The sequence below is a fragment of the Pseudonocardia benzenivorans CB1190 genome (assembly GCF_000196675.2).
GTDB lineage: Bacteria > Actinomycetota > Actinomycetes > Mycobacteriales > Pseudonocardiaceae > Pseudonocardia > Pseudonocardia benzenivorans.
On record NC_015312.1, the window covers coordinates 5,576,129 to 5,598,838 of the forward strand.

24 protein-coding genes are annotated in these 22,710 nt (G+C 70.6%); 17 read left to right on the forward strand and 7 right to left on the reverse strand.

Annotated features, from left to right (window positions below; translation table 11 throughout):
- Positions 1-180: 180 nt before the first annotated feature.
- Positions 181-1,830, reverse strand: a complete 1,650-nt coding sequence (locus tag PSED_RS26195; protein WP_013677256.1) for a tetratricopeptide repeat protein — start codon at positions 1,828-1,830, stop codon at positions 181-183.
- Positions 1,831-1,913: 83 nt separating this feature from the next.
- Positions 1,914-2,753, reverse strand: a complete 840-nt coding sequence (locus PSED_RS26200; protein WP_041760017.1) for a glycosyltransferase — start codon at positions 2,751-2,753, stop codon at positions 1,914-1,916.
- 196 nt (positions 2,754-2,949) lie between these two features.
- Here PSED_RS26200 and PSED_RS26205 point away from each other — a divergent pair, with 196 nt between their 5' ends.
- From PSED_RS26205 to ilvA, 3 genes are all read left to right on the forward strand, one after another.
- A complete protein-coding gene (locus PSED_RS26205) occupies positions 2,950-4,575 on the forward strand; it encodes an LCP family protein (protein ID WP_013677258.1) in 1,626 nt (541 codons plus the stop codon).
- A 28-nt stretch (positions 4,576-4,603) separates the two neighbouring features.
- Complete coding sequence (locus PSED_RS26210; RefSeq protein WP_013677259.1) at positions 4,604-5,320, forward strand: TIGR03089 family protein; 717 nt, start codon at positions 4,604-4,606, stop codon at positions 5,318-5,320.
- Positions 5,321-5,393: 73 nt separating this feature from the next.
- Entirely contained in the window at positions 5,394-6,629 is a 1,236-nt protein-coding gene (gene ilvA / locus PSED_RS26215) for a threonine ammonia-lyase IlvA (protein WP_013677260.1), read from the forward strand.
- 40 nt (positions 6,630-6,669) lie between these two features.
- On the opposite strand, the gene PSED_RS26220 is transcribed toward ilvA, so the two are convergent.
- Both PSED_RS26220 and PSED_RS26225 read right to left on the reverse strand, forming a co-directional pair.
- Positions 6,670-7,545, reverse strand: coding sequence for a YhjD/YihY/BrkB family envelope integrity protein (locus PSED_RS26220; RefSeq protein ID WP_013677261.1), 876 nt, complete (start codon positions 7,543-7,545; stop codon positions 6,670-6,672).
- Positions 7,545-8,696 carry an AI-2E family transporter gene (locus tag PSED_RS26225; protein WP_083845294.1) on the reverse strand — a complete coding sequence of 384 codons (1,152 nt, stop codon included), beginning with the start codon at positions 8,694-8,696 and terminating at the stop codon, positions 7,545-7,547. The genes PSED_RS26220 and PSED_RS26225 overlap by 1 nt, the downstream gene beginning before the upstream one ends.
- A 514-nt stretch (positions 8,697-9,210) precedes the next feature.
- Between PSED_RS26225 and PSED_RS26230 the strand changes: the two genes are divergently transcribed.
- Positions 9,211-10,686: a hypothetical protein gene (locus PSED_RS26230; protein ID WP_013677263.1), complete on the forward strand. Its 1,476-nt coding sequence runs from the start codon at positions 9,211-9,213 to the stop codon at positions 10,684-10,686.
- Between the two features lie 435 nt (positions 10,687-11,121).
- Here PSED_RS26230 and PSED_RS26235 read toward each other — a convergent pair whose 3' ends face one another.
- Both PSED_RS26235 and PSED_RS26240 read right to left on the reverse strand, forming a co-directional pair.
- Positions 11,122-11,829: a creatininase family protein gene (locus tag PSED_RS26235; RefSeq protein ID WP_013677264.1), complete on the reverse strand. Its 708-nt coding sequence runs from the start codon at positions 11,827-11,829 to the stop codon at positions 11,122-11,124.
- A gap of 20 nt (positions 11,830-11,849) precedes the next feature.
- Entirely contained in the window at positions 11,850-13,007 is a 1,158-nt protein-coding gene (locus PSED_RS26240) for a helix-turn-helix transcriptional regulator (RefSeq protein WP_013677265.1), read from the reverse strand.
- Between the two features lie 202 nt (positions 13,008-13,209).
- On the opposite strand from PSED_RS26240, the gene PSED_RS26245 reads away from it, so the two are divergent.
- The 11 genes from PSED_RS26245 (at position 13,210) to PSED_RS26295 (ending at position 20,019) form a co-directional block, all read left to right on the forward strand.
- Complete coding sequence (locus PSED_RS26245; RefSeq protein WP_013677266.1) at positions 13,210-13,536, forward strand: hypothetical protein; 327 nt, start codon at positions 13,210-13,212, stop codon at positions 13,534-13,536.
- Between the two features lie 15 nt (positions 13,537-13,551).
- Positions 13,552-13,878 (forward strand): hypothetical protein, encoded by a 327-nt coding sequence (locus PSED_RS26250; RefSeq protein ID WP_013677267.1) that lies wholly within the window; start codon positions 13,552-13,554, stop codon positions 13,876-13,878.
- A 177-nt stretch (positions 13,879-14,055) separates the two neighbouring features.
- Positions 14,056-14,799 (forward strand): hypothetical protein, encoded by a 744-nt coding sequence (locus PSED_RS26255; RefSeq protein ID WP_013677268.1) that lies wholly within the window; start codon positions 14,056-14,058, stop codon positions 14,797-14,799.
- 43 nt (positions 14,800-14,842) lie between these two features.
- Entirely contained in the window at positions 14,843-15,682 is an 840-nt protein-coding gene (locus PSED_RS26260) for an FtsK/SpoIIIE domain-containing protein (protein WP_013677269.1), read from the forward strand.
- Positions 15,683-15,750: 68 nt separating this feature from the next.
- Positions 15,751-15,936, forward strand: coding sequence for a hypothetical protein (locus tag PSED_RS26265; RefSeq protein ID WP_013677270.1), 186 nt, complete (start codon positions 15,751-15,753; stop codon positions 15,934-15,936).
- The gene (locus PSED_RS26270) at positions 15,933-16,274 is read left to right on the forward strand and encodes a hypothetical protein (RefSeq protein WP_013677271.1); all 342 of its coding nucleotides are present in this window, start codon (positions 15,933-15,935) and stop codon (positions 16,272-16,274) included. The genes PSED_RS26265 and PSED_RS26270 overlap by 4 nt, the downstream gene beginning before the upstream one ends.
- Positions 16,271-16,639 carry a hypothetical protein gene (locus PSED_RS26275; protein WP_013677272.1) on the forward strand — a complete coding sequence of 123 codons (369 nt, stop codon included), beginning with the start codon at positions 16,271-16,273 and terminating at the stop codon, positions 16,637-16,639. The genes PSED_RS26270 and PSED_RS26275 overlap by 4 nt, the downstream gene beginning before the upstream one ends.
- An 80-nt stretch (positions 16,640-16,719) precedes the next feature.
- The gene (locus PSED_RS26280) at positions 16,720-17,064 is read left to right on the forward strand and encodes a hypothetical protein (RefSeq protein WP_013677273.1); all 345 of its coding nucleotides are present in this window, start codon (positions 16,720-16,722) and stop codon (positions 17,062-17,064) included.
- Positions 17,065-17,066: 2 nt separating this feature from the next.
- A complete protein-coding gene (locus PSED_RS26285; protein ID WP_143770633.1) occupies positions 17,067-18,581 on the forward strand; it encodes a replication initiator in 1,515 nt (504 codons plus the stop codon).
- Between the two features lie 28 nt (positions 18,582-18,609).
- Positions 18,610-18,789: a helix-turn-helix domain-containing protein gene (locus PSED_RS26290; protein ID WP_013677275.1), complete on the forward strand. Its 180-nt coding sequence runs from the start codon at positions 18,610-18,612 to the stop codon at positions 18,787-18,789.
- A gap of 3 nt (positions 18,790-18,792) precedes the next feature.
- Positions 18,793-20,019, forward strand: coding sequence for a tyrosine-type recombinase/integrase (locus PSED_RS26295; protein ID WP_013677276.1), 1,227 nt, complete (start codon positions 18,793-18,795; stop codon positions 20,017-20,019).
- Between the two features lie 47 nt (positions 20,020-20,066).
- Here PSED_RS26295 and PSED_RS26300 read toward each other — a convergent pair whose 3' ends face one another.
- A complete protein-coding gene (locus tag PSED_RS26300) occupies positions 20,067-21,218 on the reverse strand; it encodes an acyl-CoA dehydrogenase family protein (protein WP_013677277.1) in 1,152 nt (383 codons plus the stop codon).
- Between the two features lie 186 nt (positions 21,219-21,404).
- Between PSED_RS26300 and PSED_RS26305 the strand changes: the two genes are divergently transcribed.
- Positions 21,405-22,031: a TetR family transcriptional regulator gene (locus PSED_RS26305; protein ID WP_233899160.1), complete on the forward strand. Its 627-nt coding sequence runs from the start codon at positions 21,405-21,407 to the stop codon at positions 22,029-22,031.
- Positions 22,032-22,085: 54 nt separating this feature from the next.
- Positions 22,086-22,637: a DUF1801 domain-containing protein gene (locus tag PSED_RS26310; RefSeq protein ID WP_063821914.1), complete on the forward strand. Its 552-nt coding sequence runs from the start codon at positions 22,086-22,088 to the stop codon at positions 22,635-22,637.
- Positions 22,638-22,710 lie beyond the last annotated feature (73 nt).

Sequence of the window (22,710 nt, forward strand, 5' to 3'; positions counted from 1 at the left end):
CGGCCGCGACGACACAGACCGAGCGCAACCCAGGTGTCGTCCCGCGAGCGCGCGGGGACCGTGAGGTTGCGCCCGGGAGGGGGCAGCGCCGCACCGCACCGCCCGGGGCAGGGCCACACCGCCGCGCGGCCCCGCCCGGGGCAGCCGCTCGACCGCGCGCGGGAGCGTCCGGCGCGGCGGTCAGTCGTCGTCGGGGTCCTCGCCGTCGAGCTCGGCGAGTGCGGCCGCGGCGACGCGGTCCCCGGCCGTCGCGCCGACGACGAGGTGCTCGCGCCCCTCGGCCACCCGCCCGTCCTCGACGAGGAACAGCCCCAGCGCCGCGGCCGACCCCGGCTCCCGGTGCCGACGCGCCTCCCGGAGGTGCTGCTCGGCGTGCACGCGGTCGGCGCGGGTGGCGAGCAGGAACGTCGCGTAGGCGGTGTGGGCGCGCAGGGCACCGAGCTCGTCGGCGAGCCGGTAGAGCTCCTCGGCCTCCGCGTCACGCCGCGCCGCGGTCCGGGCGTCGGCCAGCGCGACGACGGTGTCGGGCCGCGCCCGGTCGGCGTAGCGCTCGGCGGCCTCGACGGCGGGCGCGAGCTCGTCGGCGTCGAGGAGGAACGAGACGAGATTGTCGACGGCCAGGCCGTCCCCGTCGTCGGCCGCGCGGGTGAGCACCTGGACGGCCTCGGCGTCACGCCCCATGTCGCGCAACAGGATCGCGAGGTCGTTGGCCGCGGCGGTCTCCCCCGTCGCGATCGCCAGCCGCAGTGCCTCCTCCGCGGCGTCGCGCTCGCCGATCTCGGCGAGCGCGATCCCGAGCCGGCCCGCGAAGCGCAGGTACCCGCGCTCGACCAGCAGCCCCAGCCATTCGGCCGCGGCGTGGAAGCTGCCGCTGTCGAGGTAGGCGTCGGCGAGGACGTCGGGTGCGGACGGCTCGCCGCGCGCGACGGCGCGGCGCAGCACCTCGACGGCGTCGAGCGCGAGGTCGCGGTTGAGCAGGTCGCGGCCCTGCGCGGTGAGCGGCTCGGCAACCGGGGGCGCGACCGGCGTCTGCGTCGCCCCGGCGCGTCCGGGATGTCCGTCGCGGGGTTGTGCGTCGAGCGGCTGCGCGGCAACGGGATCCGCCGCAACCGGACCCGCGGCGACGCCCGTGCCGACGGGCGGCACGGGGCCGTCGGCCCGCGCGCCGGGAACGGCCCCGACGGGCCCTGCGGCGGCCGACGGCTCACCGGCCGGCAGCGGTTCGCCGACCGGCACGCGGTCCGCGGTGAGCACCGGGCCGTCGGCGAGGACCGGGCCGTCGGCGAGGACCGGAGCGTCGGCCGGCACCGGGGCGTCGGCCAGGACCGGGACGTCGGCGACGACCTCGGTGGGCGCCGGCGCGGCCCCGACCGGAACGGTTCCCACGGCGAGACCGGCACCGGGATCGGGCAGGTCGAGAGCGGGCCGTCCCGGGCCGGGCCCGTCGCCGAAACGCTCGTCGAAACGCTCGTCGAAACGCTCGTCGAAACGCTCGTCGAAGCGCTGGTCGAAGCGCTCGTCGGAACCCCCGCGGACACCGCCGCCGGCCGGCTCGTCGAGGCGCTCGGCGGGCTCGCGCGCGGCGGCCTGCCGCGGTGCGCCCGGACCTCCCGAGGGCCGGTCCCGCCCATAGGTCTCGACCGGGGCGGCGTCGCCCGCCCGGAACCCGTCGCGGTCGACGACGTCGGGCTCGTGACGCGGGACCTCGTCGCGCACGATCTCGTCCCGCGGCGCGACCGGCTCCCGCTCCACGACGTCGGCCGCCGCGAACGACGGGTCCGGCTGCGGCCGCTCGAGTCCGGTGGGCGGGTCCGTCGTCGCGTCGACCATGACGCCTCCTCGGTCGGTGCCCGAGGGCTACCCGTTCGACTCCCCCGATAGTCCCGCAGAACGGGGCGGACGGGGACCGGCGTTCAGGGGGTGGCGCGCGGCCGGTGGACGGCGACCACGCGCCGGTAGGCCAACCGGCGCAACGACTCCGGGACGAGCCGGTACCCGCCGCGGACGACGACGTTGCGCAACGCCTGCGCGGGCGTCGTGAAGCCCATGGCGTGGAACCGGCGCTGCAGCGCCAGCTCCGCGCGCAGCTGGCCGAGCCCACCGCGCCGGGCGTACGCGCCGGCCCCGATCCGGTAGCGCACCAGCGGCTCGGCCACGTTGGCCACCCGCGCCCCCGCCATGATCATCCGCGCCCAGAGGAGATAGTCCTCCATGAGCGCGAAGTCGCCGTACCCGCCGACCTGCTGCACCAGCGACCGGCGGAGGACGACCGTCGGATGGTTGAAGGGATCGGCGAACCGGGAGCGGGCGCGGATCTCCTCCGGGCTCGTCGGCGGGATGCGCCTGCCGACCTCGACGGCGGCGTCGTCGGCGAACTCGATCAGGCCCGACCCGACGAGGTCGGCACCGGCCTCGACGATCGGCAGCTGGACGGTGAAGCGGTGCGGCTCGGAGACGTCGTCGGCGTCCATCCGGGCCACGATGTCGTGACCGGCCGCGGCGAGCCCGGCGTCGAGCGCGGGGCCCAGACCGCCGTTGCGCTCCAGTGCGACGATCCGCACGGGCACCGGTGACGAGGCGGCGAGCTCGTCGAGCGCCGCGGCGAGCACGGACCCGACGGGCCCGTCCCGGACGATCACGACCTCGTCGGGCCGGCGGTGCTGGTCGTCCACGCTGGACCGGAACGCCGCCGCAAGGAAGTCGGGCCGGTCGCCGGCCCACACCGGCAGCAGCAACGTGAACGGCTCGGACACGGACGGTGAGGGTAGTGCGACGGGAGCGGACCCGACCGAGGAGCCCCGGGGCCGGGTGTGCGACACGCCGTCTCGATCACTCCCCGTGTCGCGGCCGCGTGATGCACAGTGTGTGACGCCGTTCGACGTCGCCGGGCCCGCCAGGCCCGGGGTGCGTCCGCACCGCCGTCCGGCGCACGCGACCGGGAGGGGGCACGTGAACCAGCGGACCGACGCCGCACGCCGCCCCGGCACCCGCACGGCCGACGACGCCGACCCCGCCCGCAGGACCCGCCCGCGCCGGCCCGCCTCCGCGACCGACGGGGCCGACGGGGCCGACGGGGCCGACGGGGCCGCTCGCCGCGCGGCCACGCCACGGGCGCCCGCGGACTGGCCGCGCCGGATCCGGATCGGGACCGTCGTCGCATCGGTGCTGGTGCTGCTGCTCACCGGCACGGCGTGGGGCCTGTACCGCGACGTCACCGCCGGCCTGACGACGACCGACGTGATCTTCGGCGGCGACGACGGCCAGGGGCTGAACATCCTGCTCGTCGGGATCGACAGCCGGACCGACGCACAGGGCAACCCACTGCCCAAGGCCGTCACCGACGCGCTGCACAGCGGCGCCGACACCGGCGTGCTCAACTCCGACACGATCATCCTGCTGCACCTGCCCGCCGACGGCGGCGCGGCGGTGGCCTTCTCGATCCCGCGCGACTCCTACGTCTCCATCCCCGGCTACCGCAAGGACAAGATCAACGCGGCGTACCCGGCGACGAAGGCGCTGGCGGCCGCGGACCTCGTCAAGCAGCGCAAGAGCGCCAAGGAGGTCGACACGGAGTCGTCGGCGGCGGGGCGCAGCAAGCTCATCGAGACCGTCCAGGACCTCACCGGGGTCCACGTCGACCACTACGCCGAGATCAACCTGCTGGGCTTCTACAACCTGACCCAGGCCGTCGGCGGAGTCGACGTCTGCCTGAAGAACCCGGTCAGCGACGAGCTGTCGGGCGCGAACTTCCCCGCCGGGCCGCAGACGATCTCCGGCGCGGCGGCGCTGTCGTTCGTCCGGCAGCGCCACGGGCTGCCGGAGGGCGACCTGTCCCGAATCCGCCGTCAGCAGGTGTTCCTCGCCGCGATGGCCGACAAGATCCTCTCCAGTGGCACCCTCACCAACCCCTCGACACTCCGCGCTCTCGTCGACGCCGCCCAGAAGTCGCTGGTCATCGACTCGGGGTGGGACCTGCTCGGCTTCGCGCGGCAGGCGTCGGACATCGCCGCGGGGCACATCGAGTTCATGACGATCCCCACGCAGGGCGGGCAGAGCAACGACCGCGGCGACGTCGTGCTCGTCGACCCGGGGCAGGTGAAGAAGTTCGTCACCGACCGGACCGAGGCGACCGACGACGTCGCGTCGTCCGCGGCGACGACACCGCCCGCCGCCGACGACGCGCCCGCGGTCGCCCCGCACACCGTCACCGTCGACGTGGGCAACGCCTCCGGCCGGACGGGCCTGGCCGGTCAGGTCGCCGACACCCTCAGCGCGGCGGGCTACGTGCGCGGGACGGTGGGCAACGCGCCGACGGCCGCGACGACGGCCGTGCGCTACTCGTCCGACTCCGCGGAGGCGGGGGCACGCGCGGTCGCGGCGAAGCTGGGCGGGCTGCCCGTCGTCAAGGCGGCCGACGCGCCCGCCGGACGGGTGCAGGTCGTGCTGGGCACCGACGGGGCGGGACCCGGCGGCACCGGTGGCGCCACCTCGAGCCCCGGGACGACGCCCGGCGCCGCTCCCGGCGACGCGGCCGCCCCCGCCGTCAACGCCGGCGGCGTACCGTGCATCGACTGATCCGCTCCCCGTACGTGAGGCCCGTCCCGTGACGCTGACCGCCGCCCTGCTCGACCCGATCCTGCGGGCGAACCCGGCCCGCCCGCTGATCACCTTCTACGACGACGCGACGGGCGAGCGCATCGAGCTCTCCGGCGTGACGACGGCGAACTGGGCGGCCAAGACGGCCAACCTGCTGCGCGACGAGTGCGACGTCGAGACCGGCACGACCGTCGCCGCGATGCTGCCCGCGCACTGGCAGACGGCCGCGGTCCTGCTCGGCGCCTGGTGGTGCGGCGCGCACGTCGTCGGGACGCCCGCCGAGGCCGACTGGGTGCTCTGCGACGGCGACCGCGTCGACCTCGCGCTCGCCGCGGCCCCGTCGGGCGGGGTGGTCGCGCTCTCCCTCGACGCGTTCGGCCGCGGCCTCGACGGCCTGCCGGCCGGCGTGATCGACTACGCGACCGAGGTCCGCAGCCACGGCGACGACTTCGTCCCCTGGGAGCCCGTCGACGACTCCGCGCCCGCCCTCGACGGCCGCTCGATCGCCGAGGTGCTCGACACCGCCCGCCGCCGCGCCGGGGAGCTCGACATCACCCCGACCGACCGGGTGCTGTCGATGGCCGAGTGGTCCAGCAGCGACGGGCTCGTCGACGGGCTGCTGTCGGTGCTGGCCGTCGGCGCGTCGCTCGTGCAGTGCCGCAATCCGGACATGGGCCGGCTGATCGCGCGGGCCGCCGCGGAGAAGTGCACGCGGCGGCTGTGACGGGCCCCTGAGCTGCGGCGGGGCCGCCGTCGGACTCGCGCGGGCCGCATGGCACCGTTGTCGGGTGGACACCGTGACCGCTCATGACGTCGACCTCGCGGCCGAACGGCTGCGCGCGGTGATCGGCCCGAGCCCGCTGCAGATCTCGCCGCGGCTCTCCGACGCCGTCGGCGGCGAGGTCTGGCTCAAGCGCGAGGACCTGCAGCCCGTGCGGTCCTACAAGATTCGCGGTGCCTACAACCTGATCGCGCAGCTCTCGCCGGAGCAGCGCGAGCGCGGCGTCGTCTGCGCGAGCGCCGGCAACCACGCGCAGGGCGTGGCGTTCGCCTGCGCCAGGCTCGGGGTCAAGGCGCGGGTCTACCTGCCGCGCACCACGCCGCGCCAGAAGCGCGACCGGGTCGCCAAGCTCGGCGGCAAGGTGGTCGACGTGATCGTCGTCGGCAACGCCTACGACGACGCCGCCGCGGCCGCCGCCCTCGACGCCGAGCGCAACGGCGCGACCCTCGTCCCCGCGTTCGACGACGCCCGCACCGTCGCGGGGCAGGGCACCGTCGCGCGCGAGATCATGAGCCAGCTCGGCAGCGAGCCCGACCTGGTCGTGGTGCCCGTCGGCGGCGGGGGGCTGCTCGCCGGCATGACGACGTACCTGCGCGAACGGCACCCCGGCGTCGGCATCGCCGGCGTGGAGCCCGCGGGCGCCGCGAGCATGACGGCCGCGCTCGCCGCCGGCGGTCCGCTGCCGCTCACCGACCTCGACCCCTTCGTCGACGGTGCTGCGGTCCGGCGCGTGGGCGACACGACCTTTCCGATCGTCCGCGACGCCGACATCCCCTTGACACCCGTCGCCGAGGGCCGCATCTGCATGGAGATGCTCGCGCTCTACCAGACCGACGGGATCATCGCCGAGCCCGCGGGTGCCCTCGCGCCGGCCGCGATCGACGCACTGCCGATCCCCCGCGGCTCGGTGACCGTCTGCATCCTCTCCGGCGGGAACAACGACGTCAGCCGCTACGCCGAGATCGTCGAACGCGCCCTGATCCACGAGGGCCGCAAGCACTACTTCCTCGTCGACTTCCCCCAGGAGCCGGGCGCGCTGCGCGGCTTCCTCGACGACGTCCTCGGCCCCGACGACGACATCACGCTCTTCGAGTACGTCAAGCGCAACAACAGGGAGACCGGTCCGGCACTCGTCGGGATCGAGCTGGGCCGCCCCGAGGACCTCGAGGGGCTGCTCGCCCGCATGGAGAGCGCGCCCCCGCACATCGAGCGCATCCCGCCGGACTCCCCGCAGTTCCGCTTCCTGCTCTGAGCGGCGACCGGCCGGGCGTCCCTCACAGCGGAGCCGCCCGTCACAGCGGGTCCGTGCTGGTCGTGCCGCGGTCGTCGGTGTGGGCCGGGCCCCGCGGCGCGCCGGGCCGGTCCGCGCGGGCGGCCAGCTCTGCGCCGACGACCGCGGCCGACACCAGCAGGACCCCGAGCACGACGAGCCACGACAGCAGCACGAACGCGATGCCGATCAGCCCGTAGCGGTCGGCCTGGTGCGCGGCGACGGGTGGCAGGTAGATGTCGGACACGGTGATGACCGCGAGCTGGCCGAGCCCCGTGACGATCGTCCCGGGGAGCAGGGCGCGCGGGCCGATGCGCCTGCCGAGCATCAGGTACTGCACGGGCCACCACAGCAGCGCGGCGCCGACCGCGTGCGCCACGGCGGCGATCAGCGCCGACCCGGTGAACACTCCGAGCAGCGGCGAGAGGACGACCACCGCGACGACCTCGGCCAGCAGCGCCGTCGCGCCGAGCAGGCCCGGCCACAGCCCGGCCAGTCCGGGCGCGGGGAGCCCCCAGGCCGCGACGAAGGCGCGCTGCATGGTCCGGGTGAACCCGACCAGCGAGACGACGAGCACGACGGCCCCCGCCGCGGTCGCGGGCGCGGTGACCTCACCGCCGGTCCGCAGGAGACCGAGCACCACCGCGGCCGCGTCGCCGGACAGCCCCAGGTTCGCGACGAGCTGGTCGCCGAGGCTCGCGCGGCGTGCCGGCGGCACCGTCGCGACGACGACCATCAGCATCGGCACGAGCGTCACGAAGGCCTGTGCGGCCAGGGCCAACGCCCGGTCGTAGCCGTCGATCGCGGTGAAGCGAGCGAGCACCCGGCCCGGGAACGACGCCGCTCCCCACGCGGCCCACGCGTCGACGCGCAGGCGCCACGACGACCGCCCCGCCATCACCCGTCGCCCGGCCGTTCGGTGAGGGGCTCGACGTCGGAGGGCCCGTCGGCCGGCTCCCCGGGCTCGGCCTCGGCGCGGGGCGGGACGTCGGCGACGGCGCTGCTGGTCAGCAGGCGGGACACCCACCGCGTGCCGGGATCGATGTCGACGAGCAGCGCCTTGGTCAACAGCGTGAGCGGGATGGCCAGCAGTGCCCCGAGCGGGCCGACGACCCAGCCCCAGAACACCAGCGACAGGAAGGTCAGCGTCAGCGAGAGGTCCACGGCGTCGCCGACGTACTTCGGCTGGATGACGGACTGGATCACGAAGTTGATGACGCAGTAGACGACGATGACGATCACCATCAGCTTCGGCCCGCCCTCGAGCAGCCCGAGGATCGCCGGCGGCGCGAGCCCGATGATGAACCCGATGTTGGGGATGTAGTTGGTGATGAAGGCCAGCAGCCCCCACAGCAGGGGCAACGGGATGCCCAGCGCCCACACCGCGATCGTGTCGGCCACCGCGACGATCAGCCCGAACACCGTCGTGACGACGAGGTAGCTGCGGGTCCCGCGGGCGAACGTCTCCAGCGCCGTGACGATGCCGGGTCGCTCCCCCGTCAGGGACCGCACACCGCGGCCGAACCGGGCCGCGTCGATACCCATGAACAGGAGCAGGGCGAGGATGAAGACGAGGTCGGAGAACGCACCGGTCAGGCCGACGAGGACGTCGCCCACCAACCCCGCGATCGTGCCGAGGTCGATCTGCGACAGCGCCGCGCGCACCTGCTCGTGCCCGACCCCGAGGCTCGCCAGCAGGGCGTCGACGTCACCGAGCAGCGCCGCGAACCGGTCCTGATAGGACGGCAGCAGCGTCGCCAGCCGGGCCACCGACAGTGCCAGCGCGGCCGCCAGCGCGATGACGACCGCGAACGTCGCGAGCAGGGTCAGCAGGGTGGCCAGCCACACCGGGACGCCGCGCCCGCGCAGCCGGCCCATCAGCGGATGCACCGCGACGGTGAGCATGAGCGCGAGGAAGACCGGTCCGAGTATCGACGAGAAGGCCTTCAGCCCGGCGACCGTGACCACGGCCGCGGCGACGCTCAGCAGGACGATCAGCCCGCGCGGCAACGGGGAGGACGGCACGACGGGGCCGGGCGAATCGGTCATCGCCGGATTCTGACCCATCCGCGGGCCCCGGACGGTGCGATCCGGTGTGGACGGTGCCCGTGTCGCCCGGACGAACCGCCGACCACGCGCCGGACGGACGGTGCAGCCGCGCGAACGGGTCGCGCGACCGCGCCATCGGTCCGGCCGGGACGGCGGGGGTTACCTCAGGGGTTGCTTCAGGGGGTTACTTCAGCAGGGCGCGCGCCATGACCATGCGCTGGACCTGGTTGGTGCCCTCGTAGATCTGGGTGATCTTGCTGGACGAACCTGCCGACGTGCGCGTTCCACGAGGAAACGGCCCCAACCAGTAGCGATGCCAGGCACACAACGTGGTCATCAGTGGTCAACCGCTCCCCTCGCACGGCCTGAGGACGGCCTGCAGCAGGAATGCTCGACGAGCCCGGCCAAACGGATGAGGGTAACGAACCGTCACTCTCCGACGTAATCTTGTCGGTAAGCATCATCGGGCTCACCAGCCCTACTTGCCCCACTCCTGACGACGGGCGGACCCACAGTGCGAGTCTCGGAATTGTTTGACCTGCCCCAGAAGCAAGATTCCCTTGACTTTATTGACGTAGATGTCGATGGTGACACGCCCCTATTCATCGACCCGCCAGCACTCCAATCAATCGACAGCGCATGGGCAAACTCATGTGTTTCGTCGATCCAGAGCTTCTTTCAACGCGTCCTCGACGCAGTTACCTCTGGCGACAACGTCCAAGGTATGGCAATTCTGAAGAATCTAAGCGAACCCAACGAGACACACTTAGGATTGTCGAAGGGTCGCTCTCAGGGAAACGCCGTTGGCGACAAGCTGGCCGAGAAGTTCTGGGAGGAGCTTAGCGGGAGTAGGGCCGCGCAGTCGGGACTGATTACCGATCTTGAGGACACGGCGCTGCTGATCGAGAACGTTCGCGAGGACCGGATTTCGGATGTCACAACGTGCCTGATTCGCACTCAGCTCATAGAGTACACGCAAGCAGCCTGCGAGTACTACGGGATCCCCACTCGCGCCGGTTCTTATGCTGGATCCGAATGGGAGCCGCTCCGCGGTCAGTGGATTGACAGAAGCCACGATCTCCCGATTGCTGCCGGGATTCCGTTACTTTTGGTTCCGAAAGAGATTGTTCGACGCAAGCTTCATCTCGATCCTGGCGAGTACTACCGACATCACGTCTTAAACTTCCTGTGGCGCGAAGAACTTGCAAGGGTCAGTAGCCTGGCAATCACAGCGAGGGGCCGGCGCCGTCCTGCAATCTCCAAGGGGGCAGTCGAAGACAAGTACCGGGGAATGTTTGACTCAGGCCGGACCAACCCCGGGGTGGAGAAGCGTATCAATACCTGGTACAGCGAGAGAAACCCAGAGGCGTTGTCAGACTTCAAGGAACAGAAGTCTGCAAATCCAGCACGTCCCATGACGAACGAGGAAATCTCGGAGACGTCAGGTGCGAGCATCGACGAGCTGCAAGAACATTTGGATCTCGTCCTCTCGACGCCAACTGGAAAGCCTGCCGCCGATCTCTACCATAGGAGAGTTGAGGCTCTTCTTTCAGCGCTATTCTACCCCGATATGATCCACCCTAGACGTGAAGTCAAGATCAACGATGGTCGCAAGCGGATTGACATTACTTACACGAATGCCGCAAGGTCGGGATTCTTCCACTGGCTTGCAATGAACTATCCCGCAGCAAATATTGTAGTCGAGTGCAAGAATTACTCGAAGCCGATTGGAAACCCAGAGTACGACCAGCTACTCGGCCGGTTCTCTCCCTCGCGCGGCAAGGTCGGACTCCTACTGTTCCGCGGATATGTCGATAAGGCTAACGTGCGCGCCAGTTGCCGAGATGCCGCGAACAATAGCCAAGGCTGGATCTTGGCCTTGGACGACGCGGACCTGAAAGCCCTGGTCGAGGAGGCCGTAAACCCGCCTACTGGGTCATTCGGACATCTCCACAGGCTTTTCAATGAGCTGCTAGGGTTTAATTCCTAGCAGGTCAAATCTGCGCAAGGATTCGCGCCACCACGCCTATCTCCGCTGTCCTGGCCAGCACTTTGCGGGTGCGGACGGCGTCAACCCGGCACCCTCGATCCCGCAACCGGAACCACCACGGGCCAGCCGCCGAACTCATCGACTGACCACCGGCGGGATCGAGGCGCGCGGAGCGCGGGGTTGACGCCGTTCGTGCCCGTGAAGACGATCGCGGCCAGAGCGGGGATGACCCCGACTCGTCTCACACCGACCTCGCCGGCGCGCAGCCGGCGGCCCGTAGGTACGACCCGACCCAGAGGCCCTCAGGCCGCCGGGTCGGGTCGTTTGCCGTCCGGCCGCAGTCCGGCCCGCACCCGGCAGGGTGCGGCTTGAAGACGTATCGAAAGTCATCACCGACCGGCCGGCGGGCGGTCTCTCACGCGCCCGGCCGGTGGGTCAACCCTTGCCTCGCAGCACATCGAGAGCCGCTGCAACGGAGGTGGAGAACGCGTCGAGCAGCAGTGTGCCCTTGTCCGCTGTGGCGAGGGATGGGAGGCCGATAACGCCGTCCTCGGAGTACCCGCGAACACCGAGCATGTTCAGGTGACGTCGATCGTCAGCGAGGTGATCCGCCGTCCGGTAGCTGTCGCGGACGACCTCGGGCCAGCGAGCTAGGAGAATCGAGGTTTCCGCTTCGCCACCGTGCATGTCCTCGTGATTGCTCGTGGTGAGGCCGGCGTGCTTGCGAGCGTCCGCCCAGTCGGCGCTCTGCGGGAACAGCGCCATCCGGATCTCACCCGCGTTCGCCTCTTGCACGACGTTGCCGAGGACGTAGTTGCCACCGTGGGCGTTCACGACGACCAGCTTGCCGACCCCAGCCGCACGCAAGGACTCCGCAACGTCATTCACGATCGCGTAGAGCGTGGTGGCTCTGACGCTGACCGTGCCCGCGAAGTCGGCGTGCTCATGCGAGCAACCGAAAGTGATGGCCGGCAGCAGGAGCAAACCGTGCTCGGTAGCAACCCGCTCGGCGATGGCCGTCGCGATGAGCGCGTCGGTAGTCAGGGGAAGGTGCCCGCCGTGTTGCTCGAAGCTCCCGACCGGGAGCACCGCAACATCCGGGTTGGTCTGGGCAACTTCGTGAGACGTCGTCGAGGGCAGCATCGTGACCCATCCTCGCGCCTCTACGCGACCGTTGCCAGAGCCTCGCGCAGCTCGCGTACCGCCTTGGCGTCCTTGAGCGGCATCACCCGACGGCCGATCACCCGCAGCATGTGCAGGGTCCGAGCCGACGGCGCCTGAGCGACCAGCTCGACGGCCCGCAGCGCTGCCCGGCACGCCTCGTCGAGGTCGTGCTGTTCCAGGTGCGCGGCCGCGAGACGGGTCAGGCACAACGCCTGGTCGCGGTTGAGCCCAACCGGCCATCCATCGAGCGCGCGCTGACAGGCATCGACGGCCGCCCCCGGATTGCCGAGGACCAGCGAGCACAGCGCACCCTCCATCTCGAGATACGTGGTCGTGCAGTACGCGGAGTACGGGTGGCCACCGGCGCCTCCGTCGACCAGCGACAGAGCCCGGTCGAGTGCTTCGCGGCCTGGTCCTTCCCGTCGAAGGTGTGCCTCCGATACGGCGACTTGCCGTAGGCAGACGGGCAGCAGGTCCGGCGCCTCGCGCTCGGCCATCGTGGCGGCACGTCGAGCCGTGACGGCAGCCCGCTGGTCTTCTCGCATCGACGTGAGCACGTTGCTCTTGCGCATCGTGTTGTAGGCAGCCAGTGCGACGTCACCGGCGCTCTCGGCCAGGTCGATCGACTCGTCCGTGTAGCGCAGGGCTCCCGCGTGGTCACCGCTGTCCTGGCAGAGCCACCCGGCGAGCTCGGCGAACCGAGCGGTCACCTGGACGATCTCGGCCGGGCTCTGTTGGGCGAGCCGGCGCAGTTGCTCGACCTGCGTGGCCACGGTGCCGAGCACGAACCCGGGGCCGGCCACGTTGTCCATCCGAGCGTGCTGCCCGTGCTGCTGGCGGAAGTAGTCGAGCATCGCCCCGGAGACGTCGGTTCCCCGCACCTGCACAGCGGACGGGAGGGCAACACCCGCTTTCGCCTGCCCCTCGTCGACGAATCCGAGTGCCTGCAACGGAAGGCCGAATGCGCGACCGAGCAGGCGCTGGTAACGCTCGTCGGGCGAGCTGGCCCCGTTCTCCCAGCGGGAAATCAGGATGCGCAGGCTCGTCGGGCGAGCAATCCGAATCTTCAACTCGGCGGCGGCGCGACACAGCTCGTGATTGAGTTGGTCCGACGTCCAGCCTCGCGCCTCACGTGCAGCGCGAATCTCGTTGCTCATCGAATCGTCCCCCGACGTAGACATATGAGCTGCGTTTCCATGATCCCACACTCTCCCATACGAAGGAAGCCGTAACGGAAAGAGCGTTACGTCGCGTTACGTGCCGTCTCTTACGAGCCGCTGCGCCCGACTGGTTCCGTGGAGTTGCCCATCCGACCGGATGGGGAGTCTGCAAGTTGATCCGCAAGGGAGCACAGCAGTCATGGACCTGATGTTGGACACGAGCACGATGAAGTTTCAGGCGTCGGGCGGTTTCGAGCCGCGTCTGGACAAGGATGGCGTGCATCGTCGGGACAAGAGTGGCGGTACGAACCTGCCCCTGTGGGCCGTGAAGCTCGTTGCCTGGAGTGACGCGGATGCGGAGACGATTCTGGTCACGGTGGCGATCGCTGATCCGCCGAAGGTGAGCCAGGGTCAGTACGTGTCGGTCGAGCGTCTGCAGGCGTTGCCGTGGGTGCAGAACGGCAATTCTCGGGTGGCGTTTCGTGCCGGTTCGGTGGTCCCCCACCAGCCGCCGAAGCCGGCGTGAGCGGAGTGATCCGCGATGAGTGAGATGAATAGGTCCTCGGTGGCGGTTCCGCCACAGGGAATTCAGGCTGACCGGCCGTATCGGCCGACTGCCAGTCGAGAGAAGGTTCAGGAAGAGATCGAACGCGCTATGCGTGGCATCTTCTTCGAAGCGGCGGCTCAGGCCACGCAGTACATGTCGCTGGTCGAGTACGACCGGCAGGCCGACATCACGGTACGGCATGGGCACCTGGTCGACGCGAGCGAGTGCATGGAAATCGCGATGACCTACCTGGGACAGCTGAAGGCATTGCTGTCGCATCGCATCCGGGTTGAGAACGTCGACCCGCCCGAGCAGTTCTGATCCTGCTCGTTCGGCAGGGGTGGACACGGAACCACCGGTTTGTGTGGACCACTTGTGTGGTTCCGCGTCCACCTTCTGTCGCCTCCCGAGCCTCTGAAACCTCAGCGGAAGGACTGTGTCATGTTCACTGCATCTCGTGGCCGCGGTCGCGGCGTCCGGGGTGGCCGGCGTTCACAGATGGGAATCGTCGAGGTCTTCACCCGCCCCGAACAGCATCCTGTGACCAGGATCTTGGGCTGGGCGGTCCGCTATCGCGCGGAACTCGCCGTGACCACCGTTCTGGTGGCGGTGTTCCTGTTGCTGCGCAACGGGGTCGGCCCCGAAGCGGCCACGGTCATCGTCATCGTTACGACGGCGGTGATGTTCGTCGTCCCGCCCTCACGGCGGTATCTGACGCGCCGAATGTGGTGTGTCTACTCGCGCCATCGCGCCCGGGCCGCCTTCGTGCAGACCCGCACTATGACCTACGACGGCCGCATGCCGTTCCTGTACTGGTCACGGCCCTCCACCGTGGGAGAACGCATCCGAGTCTGGCTTCCCGCCGGCATGGAGGTCAAGGACCTCGAAGGCGTGTGCCCTGAGCTGGCCGTTGCATGCTGGGCCCGCAGCGCCCGCGTCGAGCCGAGCCGGCGACACGCCCACCTCGTCGTCATCGAGATCGTCCGCCGTGACCCGCTGGCGACCTCGTCGGTGATCGCACCGGCCGTTCTGCACGGCGTGCCCGACGTCGACCCCCACCCGGAAGGGGGCCAGGTCGTGCCGCTGCCTTCCCGGTCGAATCTGCCGGCACCTGCTGCCGACGACACCCCCAGGACCCGAACCAAGGGCAACCGGGCCACTGCCCGACCCCGTGACCGCGAAGAGGTCGACGAACCGGCCGTGACCGGGTTCGGCGGGGTCGATGTCTCCGACTACGTCTGACCAGCCCGTTCCGCAGCGATGAGTGAGTGAGGAATGACCGATCATGATGCCCAACCGTCGGACACGGCGCCGCGCGCGTCGTCACCACCCGATCCCGGGTGAGTGCCTGTCGATCTACGACCCGGTGCATTTCGGCACCGACGAGTACGGCCTGCCCGTCTCGGTGACGTTGATTTACCGCAACCTGCTGTGCGGGGGCGAGCCCGGCTCGGGCAAGTCCTCCCTGCTGAACACGATCATCGCCCACGCTGCACTGTCGAGCGACTGCCGGCTGTGGCTGTTCGACGGCAAGCTCGTCGAGCTGGGGCTGTGGCGACAGGTCGCCGACGTGTTTGTCGGCAACGACATCACGGAGGCGATCGCACGACTGCGTGCGCTGCAGGCCGAAATGGACGTCCGCTACCGCCAGCTCGGCGCCGCGAACCGCCGCAAGATCGTCCGCTCGGACGGCCTCGACGTCATCGTCTGTGTCATCGACGAACTCGCCTACTTCTCGGTCACGGTCGGCACCAACGCCGAGCAGGACGAGTTCGACCGCCTCGTGCGCGACCTCGTCGCCCGTGGACGAGCCGCCGGGATCATCGTCATCGCCGCCACCCAACGACCATCTGCCGACATCATCCCGACCAGCCTGCGGGACCTGTTCGGCTACCGGGTGGCCTTCCGCTGCACCACCGATTCCAGCTCCGACATCATCCTGTCCGTCGGCTGGGCCAAAGAGGGCCACTCGGCCAAGTCCGTCGCGCCCGAAGACCTCGGCATCGGCCTCCTGCTCGCCGAAGGCGGAATCCCCCGCAAGTTCAAGGCTGCATTCCTGACCGACGAACAAATCCGCGTCATCGTCGCGCACGCCTGGATCATGCGCGATCGCAAGTCGAGCTGACGCGATCACCGTTTTCCGAACCCTCTCCGAATAGCCACCGCTATTCCGACCACAGGAGAAGACTGCCCATGTTCACCGTGCTCGTCATCGCCCTCATCGTCGTCACCGCCGCAGCGCTCGTGTTCGTGCTGCTCGACAAGATCGAGGTCGAGAGCCACACCATCAGCATCCGGGACTTCCAGGACGCCGGCTCACAGCCCGCCACAGACGGCGACCATTTCGCCCGCGCCCCTCACACCGGGGCCTGGCGATGAACCCGCCGACCGTCAATCTCACCTTGACACCGGACCGGCCCACGACCGCGCGCCGGGTCAACCACCCGGGCCGGGTGCGCAACATCGTCGAGAACGACGACTACGCCGCCTTCACCCGCCGCATCCTCGCCGCCCACGGCCGCCGCATCGCCCGCGGAGACATCGAGGGCCTGACCGACCTCGCCGCCCTGGCCACCTGCGTCGACCACGCCCTCCACACCGCCGCCGCCGGCCTCCGACAGGCCGGGTTCTCCTGGACCGACATCGGCGACCGGCTCGGAATCAGCCGACAAGCCGCGCACCAACGCTTCGGCACCAGCACCGAGGCCGCGTCATGAGCATCCACCGCACCCACTGCTACACGCTGGTCTGCGACGACTGCGCCACCGTCGCCGACGACGACACCGACGGCTACATCCTGCATTTCGACTCTGACCACGCCTCGCTCGACTACGCCGCCGCCAACGGCTGGACCATCACCGAGGACGGTCACGTCCGCTGCCCCCGTTGCACCGCCGCCACCACCTGCGCCCAGATCGGGCACGACGACGGCGACTGGATTCCCTGCGGCTGCGAGGGCCACATTCCCGAACACGCCGAACACGGCTGCGGAATGGTCCACATCTGCGCGCAATGCGACCGCCGAGAACACACCGCATTCGCCGACATTCCCACCACCGACGAACCCGTCACCGAGAGCTGACGGTGACCGGCACCCCCGGGACTCGCACCGAACGATCGTGTTCCGGGGTTGTTGGTGACCGCCAAACAAAGGAGACCGTCATGACCGCAACCCTCGACCACCCCACCACCCCGACCCCGTCCCCGGTGAACGCCCGCGGCGAGGCGACCTTCCTGCGGGCCGCCGGCTACACCCTGACCGCCCGCGAGCTGGTGCACGCTCTCGCCACCCACCTCGCCCGCTACGGCGACACCCTCGCCGTCCGCGTCGTCGACCCGCTCGCCGCCGTCGACGCCGTCATGCGCTTCGACCTCGCACATCGGCACGCCCAGCTCACCGCCTGGACCGCCGGCCGCAGCCCCGCCGACGTCGCCACCGTTCTCGCCCGCGCCGAAGCCATCGCCCGCGACTACTTCGGCGCCGGCTTCCCGGCCCTCACCTGGTGACCGTGGCTCCCACGCCCGCGTCGGTGCGGCCGGGGTCGCACCTCGGGGACCTGCTGCGCCGTGTCGCCCAGCAGCCACAACGCGACCCGGTCACCGGCATCCGCACCGGCCACGAGTTCGACCAGTGGCTCGCGCACATCGCCTCCACCCGAGGCTGCGTCCGACCGGTCCGGCTCACCGGCCACCTGCACACCGTCGAGAAAGCCACCGGCCGACTCCTCGAGTCCCGCCACACCGCCTCGATGCCCGACGGCGTGCTCTACGTCCCGTGCGGCGACCGCCGCGCCTCGGTCTGCCCAGCCTGCGCCGAGACCTACCGCGCCGACACCTTCCAACTCATCAAGGCCGGCCTCGTCGGCGGCAAGGGCGTCCCCACCACCGTCACCGGCCATCCCGCCGTATTCGCCACCACCACCGCACCCAGCTTCGGGCCCGTCCACACCCGCCGCGTCCACCCGACCACCGGCAAGGTCGCCCCCTGCCGGATGCGCCGCACCCTCACCCGCTGCCCACACGGCAAGGCCCTGCACTGCACCGCCCGCCACCACGCCGACGACCCCAGCCTCGGCCGGCCGATCTGCCTGGACTGCTACGACCACGCCGGACACGTCGTCTGGAACGGCTGGGCCGGCGAACTCTGGCGGCGCACCATGATCGGCCTCAACCGGGCACTCAAACCCTGGGAACGCACGCACGGCGTACGGCTGCGCATCTCCTACGGCAAGGTCGCCGAGTACCAACGGCGTGGCGTCGTGCACTTCCACGCCCTGCTCCGCCTCGACGCCGTCGACCCCGAGCAGCCCGACACTGTCCTGCCGCCCCCGGCCGCGATCACCGCCGCCGAGCTCGCCGAGCTCGCCGCACCCGTCTTCGCCGAAACCGCCTTCCACACCCCCGGCTACGCCGACACCGACCACACGTGGCTCGTCGAATGGGGCCGCCAGCTCGACATCCGCCCCGTCGCCGGAATGCGCGGCGGACAGATCACCAGCGAAGCCGTCGCCGCCTACCTCGCCAAGTACGCCACCAAGGCCACGGAGACCACGGGCCTGCCGGTCACCAAGCGGATGAACGCCGAGACAGCCGCCTACTACGCGAACACCTCCTCCACCCACGTCGGCCGGCTCGTTGCCTACGCCTGGCACCTGGGCGCCCGCCCGGCCACCTGGACCGACGACGAGCGGCGCCAGCGCTGGCACGAGACCTACGGCCGGCTACGCCGCTGGACCCACATGCTCGGCTTCGGCGGCCACTTCTCCACCAAGAGCCGCCGCTACTCCACCACCCACAAGCAGCTCCGGGCCGCCCGCCGCACCTGGCAGCGCCGACAGGTCTGCCAATGGCGCCGTGACCACGGCCTCGACGCCCACGACGACGACACGACCCTCGTCGTCACCGATCTCGTCCTCGCCGGCATCGGCTGGCACACCACCGCCGACGCCCAGCTCGCCACCCAAGCCGCCACCCGCGCCCGCGAGCACCGCGCCCTGGCCCGCGAGGAACGCACGACCGCCTGACCCCCCAACCGAAACCGAGGTGACCAGCATGGAAGATCGCGACCAGCTCTGGACCGTCGACGACGTCTCGCGCTACCTCCGCATTCCGGTGGAGACGCTGTACCAGTGGCGCCGCAAGAAGCAGGGCCCGCCGGCCTGCAAGATGGGCAAGCACCTGCGCTACGACCCGGCAACCGTGCGCGAGTGGTTCGCCTCGAACGCGGCGTAGCCAATGGGCCATGTCCAGGACCGCTGGTATCGCAAGGAGGTCGACCCGAGCGGGAAGGTCCGACGGGTCAAGACCACGCTCCACGGTGTCGGCCAGCGCTACAAGGTTCGCTACGTCGACCCGGATGGTGTCGAGCGCTCACGCACGTTTCCGGACCGCTGCAAGGCCGAGGCCGAGGGCTACCTGGTCGAGGTCGAAGCATCGAAGCGCGAGGGCAAGTACGTCAACGTCCACGCCGGGAAGATCAGCTTCAAGGCGCACGCCGAAAACTGGCTCAAGGGGCAGTCACCGGACCGCGCCACCCGAGAAGCCCTGCGGAGCCGGCTCGACTCGCGCATTCTCCCGTTCTTCGCGACGCGATCCGTCAACGCCATCACAGCCACGACCGTCCGCGAATGGCTCGGCCAGCTCGACGACGCGCATCTGAGCCAGAACTACCGCACGGTCCTGTTCACGATCGTCTCGTCGGTGCTCGATGCTGCCGTGGAAGAACGGCTGATCCACCGAAACCCGTGCAAGTCGCAGGCGATCAAGCGGCCCAGCTCGCCGCCGTCCAACGTCGTCGTCTGGTCCCGGAAGCGGGTCGACACCATCGAGCAAAGGATCGAGGGCCGGTTCCAGCTCGCCGTCGTCGTCGGGGCCGGCTGTGGTCTTCGCCAAGGCGAAATTCTCGGGCTCTCGCCCGACGACGTTGATCGCGAACGCATGGTGCTCCAGGTTCGTCGCCAGCTCCGCATTGTGGATCGCACGCTGGTGTTCGCGCTGCCGAAGGGCGGCAAGACACGAGTCGTTCCGCTCTCGCGCGGGGTTCTCGAACGGATCACGAGCCACATCGAGGAGCACCCGCCGACGCCGATCACGCTGCCGTGGCAGGACCCGGCCGGCGAGCCCACCCCCGTGCCGATGCTGATGACCGGCGAGAACGGCCGGCTCTACAGCGGTGACCTGTTCACCAAGGTCATCTGGCAGGGCGCATTTCGCAGCGCCGGCATCGAGTACCGCAAGCGCGCCGACGGCATGCACGCACTGCGCCACTTCTACGCCTCGGTGCTGCTCTCGCAGGGCGTCTCCATCAAGGAACTCGCGGCCTACCTCGGCCACAACGATCCGGGCTTCACGCTGCGGACCTACACCCACCTCGTGCCGTCGAGCTTCGAACGCGCCCGGGCCGCCGTCGACGGCGTCTTCTCCCCCACCGACCCCGCACCGCACGGCCTGCACACGGCCTGATCTTGCCGCCTCGGGCGGCCGGGTCGTCGGCGAGAGCTACCGACACCTCACTTGAGCAGGGCGCGGGCCATGACCATGCGCTGCACCTGGTTGGTGCCCTCGTAGATCTGGGTGATCTTCGCGTCGCGCATCATGCGCTCGACGGGGAAGTCCCGGGTGTAGCCGGCACCACCGAGGACCTGGACGGCGTCCGTGGTCACGGACATCGCGACGTCGGACGCCATGCACTTGGCGGCGCTGGAGATGAAGCCCAGGTTCGGCTCGCCACGCTCGGCCCGCGACGCGGCGACGTACACGAGCTGGCGCGCGGCCTCCACCTTCATCGCCATGTCGGCGAGCATGAACTGCAGGCCCTGGAACTCGGCGATGGCCTTGCCGAACTGCCTGCGGTCCTTGGCGTAGGCGATCGCGACGTCGAGCGCGCCCTGGGCGATGCCGACGGCCTGCGCCCCGATCGTCGGACGGGTGTGGTCGAGGGTGCGCAGCGCCGTCTTGAAGCCGGTGCCCTCCGCGCCGATGATCCGGTCACCCGGGATGCGGCAGCCCTGGAAGTAGATCTCGCGGGTCGGGGAGCCCGCGATGCCGAGCTTGCGCTCCTTGGGCCCGACCTCGAAACCGGGGTCGTCGCGGTGCACGGCGAACGCGGAGATCCCGTTGGCACGCTTCTCCGGGTCGGTGACGGCCATGACCGTGTACCAGGTCGACTCGCCCGCGTTGGTGATCCAGCACTTGGTGCCGTCGAGGATCCAGTCGTCGCCGTCGCGGCGGGCGCGGGTGCGCATCGACGCCGCATCCGACCCCGCCTCGCGCTCCGACAGCGCGTAGCTGATGCCCGCGCCGCGTGCGATGTCGGACAGCACCAGCTGCTTGAGCTCCTCCGAGCCCGACAGCAGGATCGGGATCGAGCCCAGCCCGTTGACCGCCGGGATCAGCGACGACGACGCGCAGACCCGCGCGACCTCCTCGATGACGATGCAGGCGGCCAGCTCGTCGGCCCCCTCCCCGCCGTACTCCTCGGGGATGTGGACCGCGTGGAACCCGGCCTTGACCAGCGCGTCGCGGGCCTCGACGGGGTAGCGCGCCTGCTCGTCGACCTCCGCGGCGAACGGGGCGATCTCCTTCTCGGCCAGGGCCCGCACCGCCTCGCGGAGGGCCTCGTGCTCGTCGCTGAGCCGGTAGGTGTCGAAGTCGGCGTTCATCGTCCCGTTCCTGTGGAGGTCGCAGTTCCTGTGGAGGTCGCAGTGATGTGCCTCGATCGTAACGGCACGCAGTGCCACCAATCAATGCGTCGACGGGACGGAGTGCTGTTAAGCTCACAACCCATGGGAGCCCCGGTCCGACGTGGACGGTCCGCCGCCGGCCGTGCCGAGGTGCGGGGTGAATTGGTGCGCGCGGCGCTCACCCTGTTCACCGAGAAGGGGTACGACGAGACGACCGTCGACGACGTCGCGGCCGCCGCGGGCGTCGGACGCCGCACGTTCTTCCGCTACTTCCGCGGTAAGGAGGACGCGGTCTCCCCCGACCACGAGACCTGCCTCGCGCGCGTCGACGAGGTCTTCGCGACGGCCCACGACAGCGAGCCGCTGACGCCCCTCGTGCTGCGCGCCGGCGACCGGGTCTTCGACCTCTACCTCGACAACCCCGCCGAGGCCAGCGCGCGCTTCGCGCTGACCCGCAACGTCCCCGCGCTGCGCGACCGCGAGGCCGCGAGCGTCGACCGCTACCGGCGGCTGTTCGGCAGGCGGCTGCGCGAGCGGCTCGTCGGCCGGCCGGACGGTGAGCTCGTCGCGGCCGTCACGGCCGCCGCGGTCGTCGCCGCGCACAACCATGCGCTGCGGACCTGGCTCGTCGACGGCGCCCGCCCCGAGGAGGCCGACGCCTGCCGCGCCGCGTTCCGCCGGGTCGAGACGATGCTGCCGGTCGCCCCCGACCGTCCCGACGACCTCGCCGAGATCGCCCGCCGCCTCGAGCGTGCCGCCGACCGCCTCGACCGCGCGGGCCCGGCGCACTGATCTGCCGCGCTCGACGCGTGTGCAGTGTCGGTGCGCGCCCGTACCCTGCCCGATATGTCGGAACCGGGCACGCCGCAGGAGTACATCGACACCCTGGCCGAACCCCGCCGTGGCGACATCGCCGCGCTCGACGCGCTGATCCGCGAGGCCGCGCCGGACCTCGAACCCGTGCTCGCCGGACGGATGCTGGGCTACGGGCCGTTCCACTACCGTTATGCCAGCGGCCGGGAGGGCGACGCCACCCTCATCGCGCTGGCGTCCCGGAAGCGCTACATCTCGGTGTACGTGCTGTGCTCCACCGAGGGTGCCTACCTCGCCGAGCGGTACGCGCCGCGGCTGACGGGGCGTCGGTCGGGAAGTCGTGCGTGCGGCTCCCACGCCCCGCCGCCGTCGACACCGCGGTCCTGCGGGAGCTCGTGGGGAGGCGGCCCGGCTCGGCCCGGCCGATGCCACGACCGCCGGACATGCGTGATCCCCGGGCCGCACCTGACGGCGCGTGATCGGGCTGGACGGGCCCGAACCCGGGGATCGCGGGTGACTGCCTGGAATTCGCCGGTACCACATTCCGGCTTCCATCGGCCGTCGGAGATCGTCCCGTGGTACTAGCGGACAGCCACCTCACAAGTCCAGCAGCTATTCAACGTCGGACCACCTCCTCTCCTGTGTACCGCCACGCTAC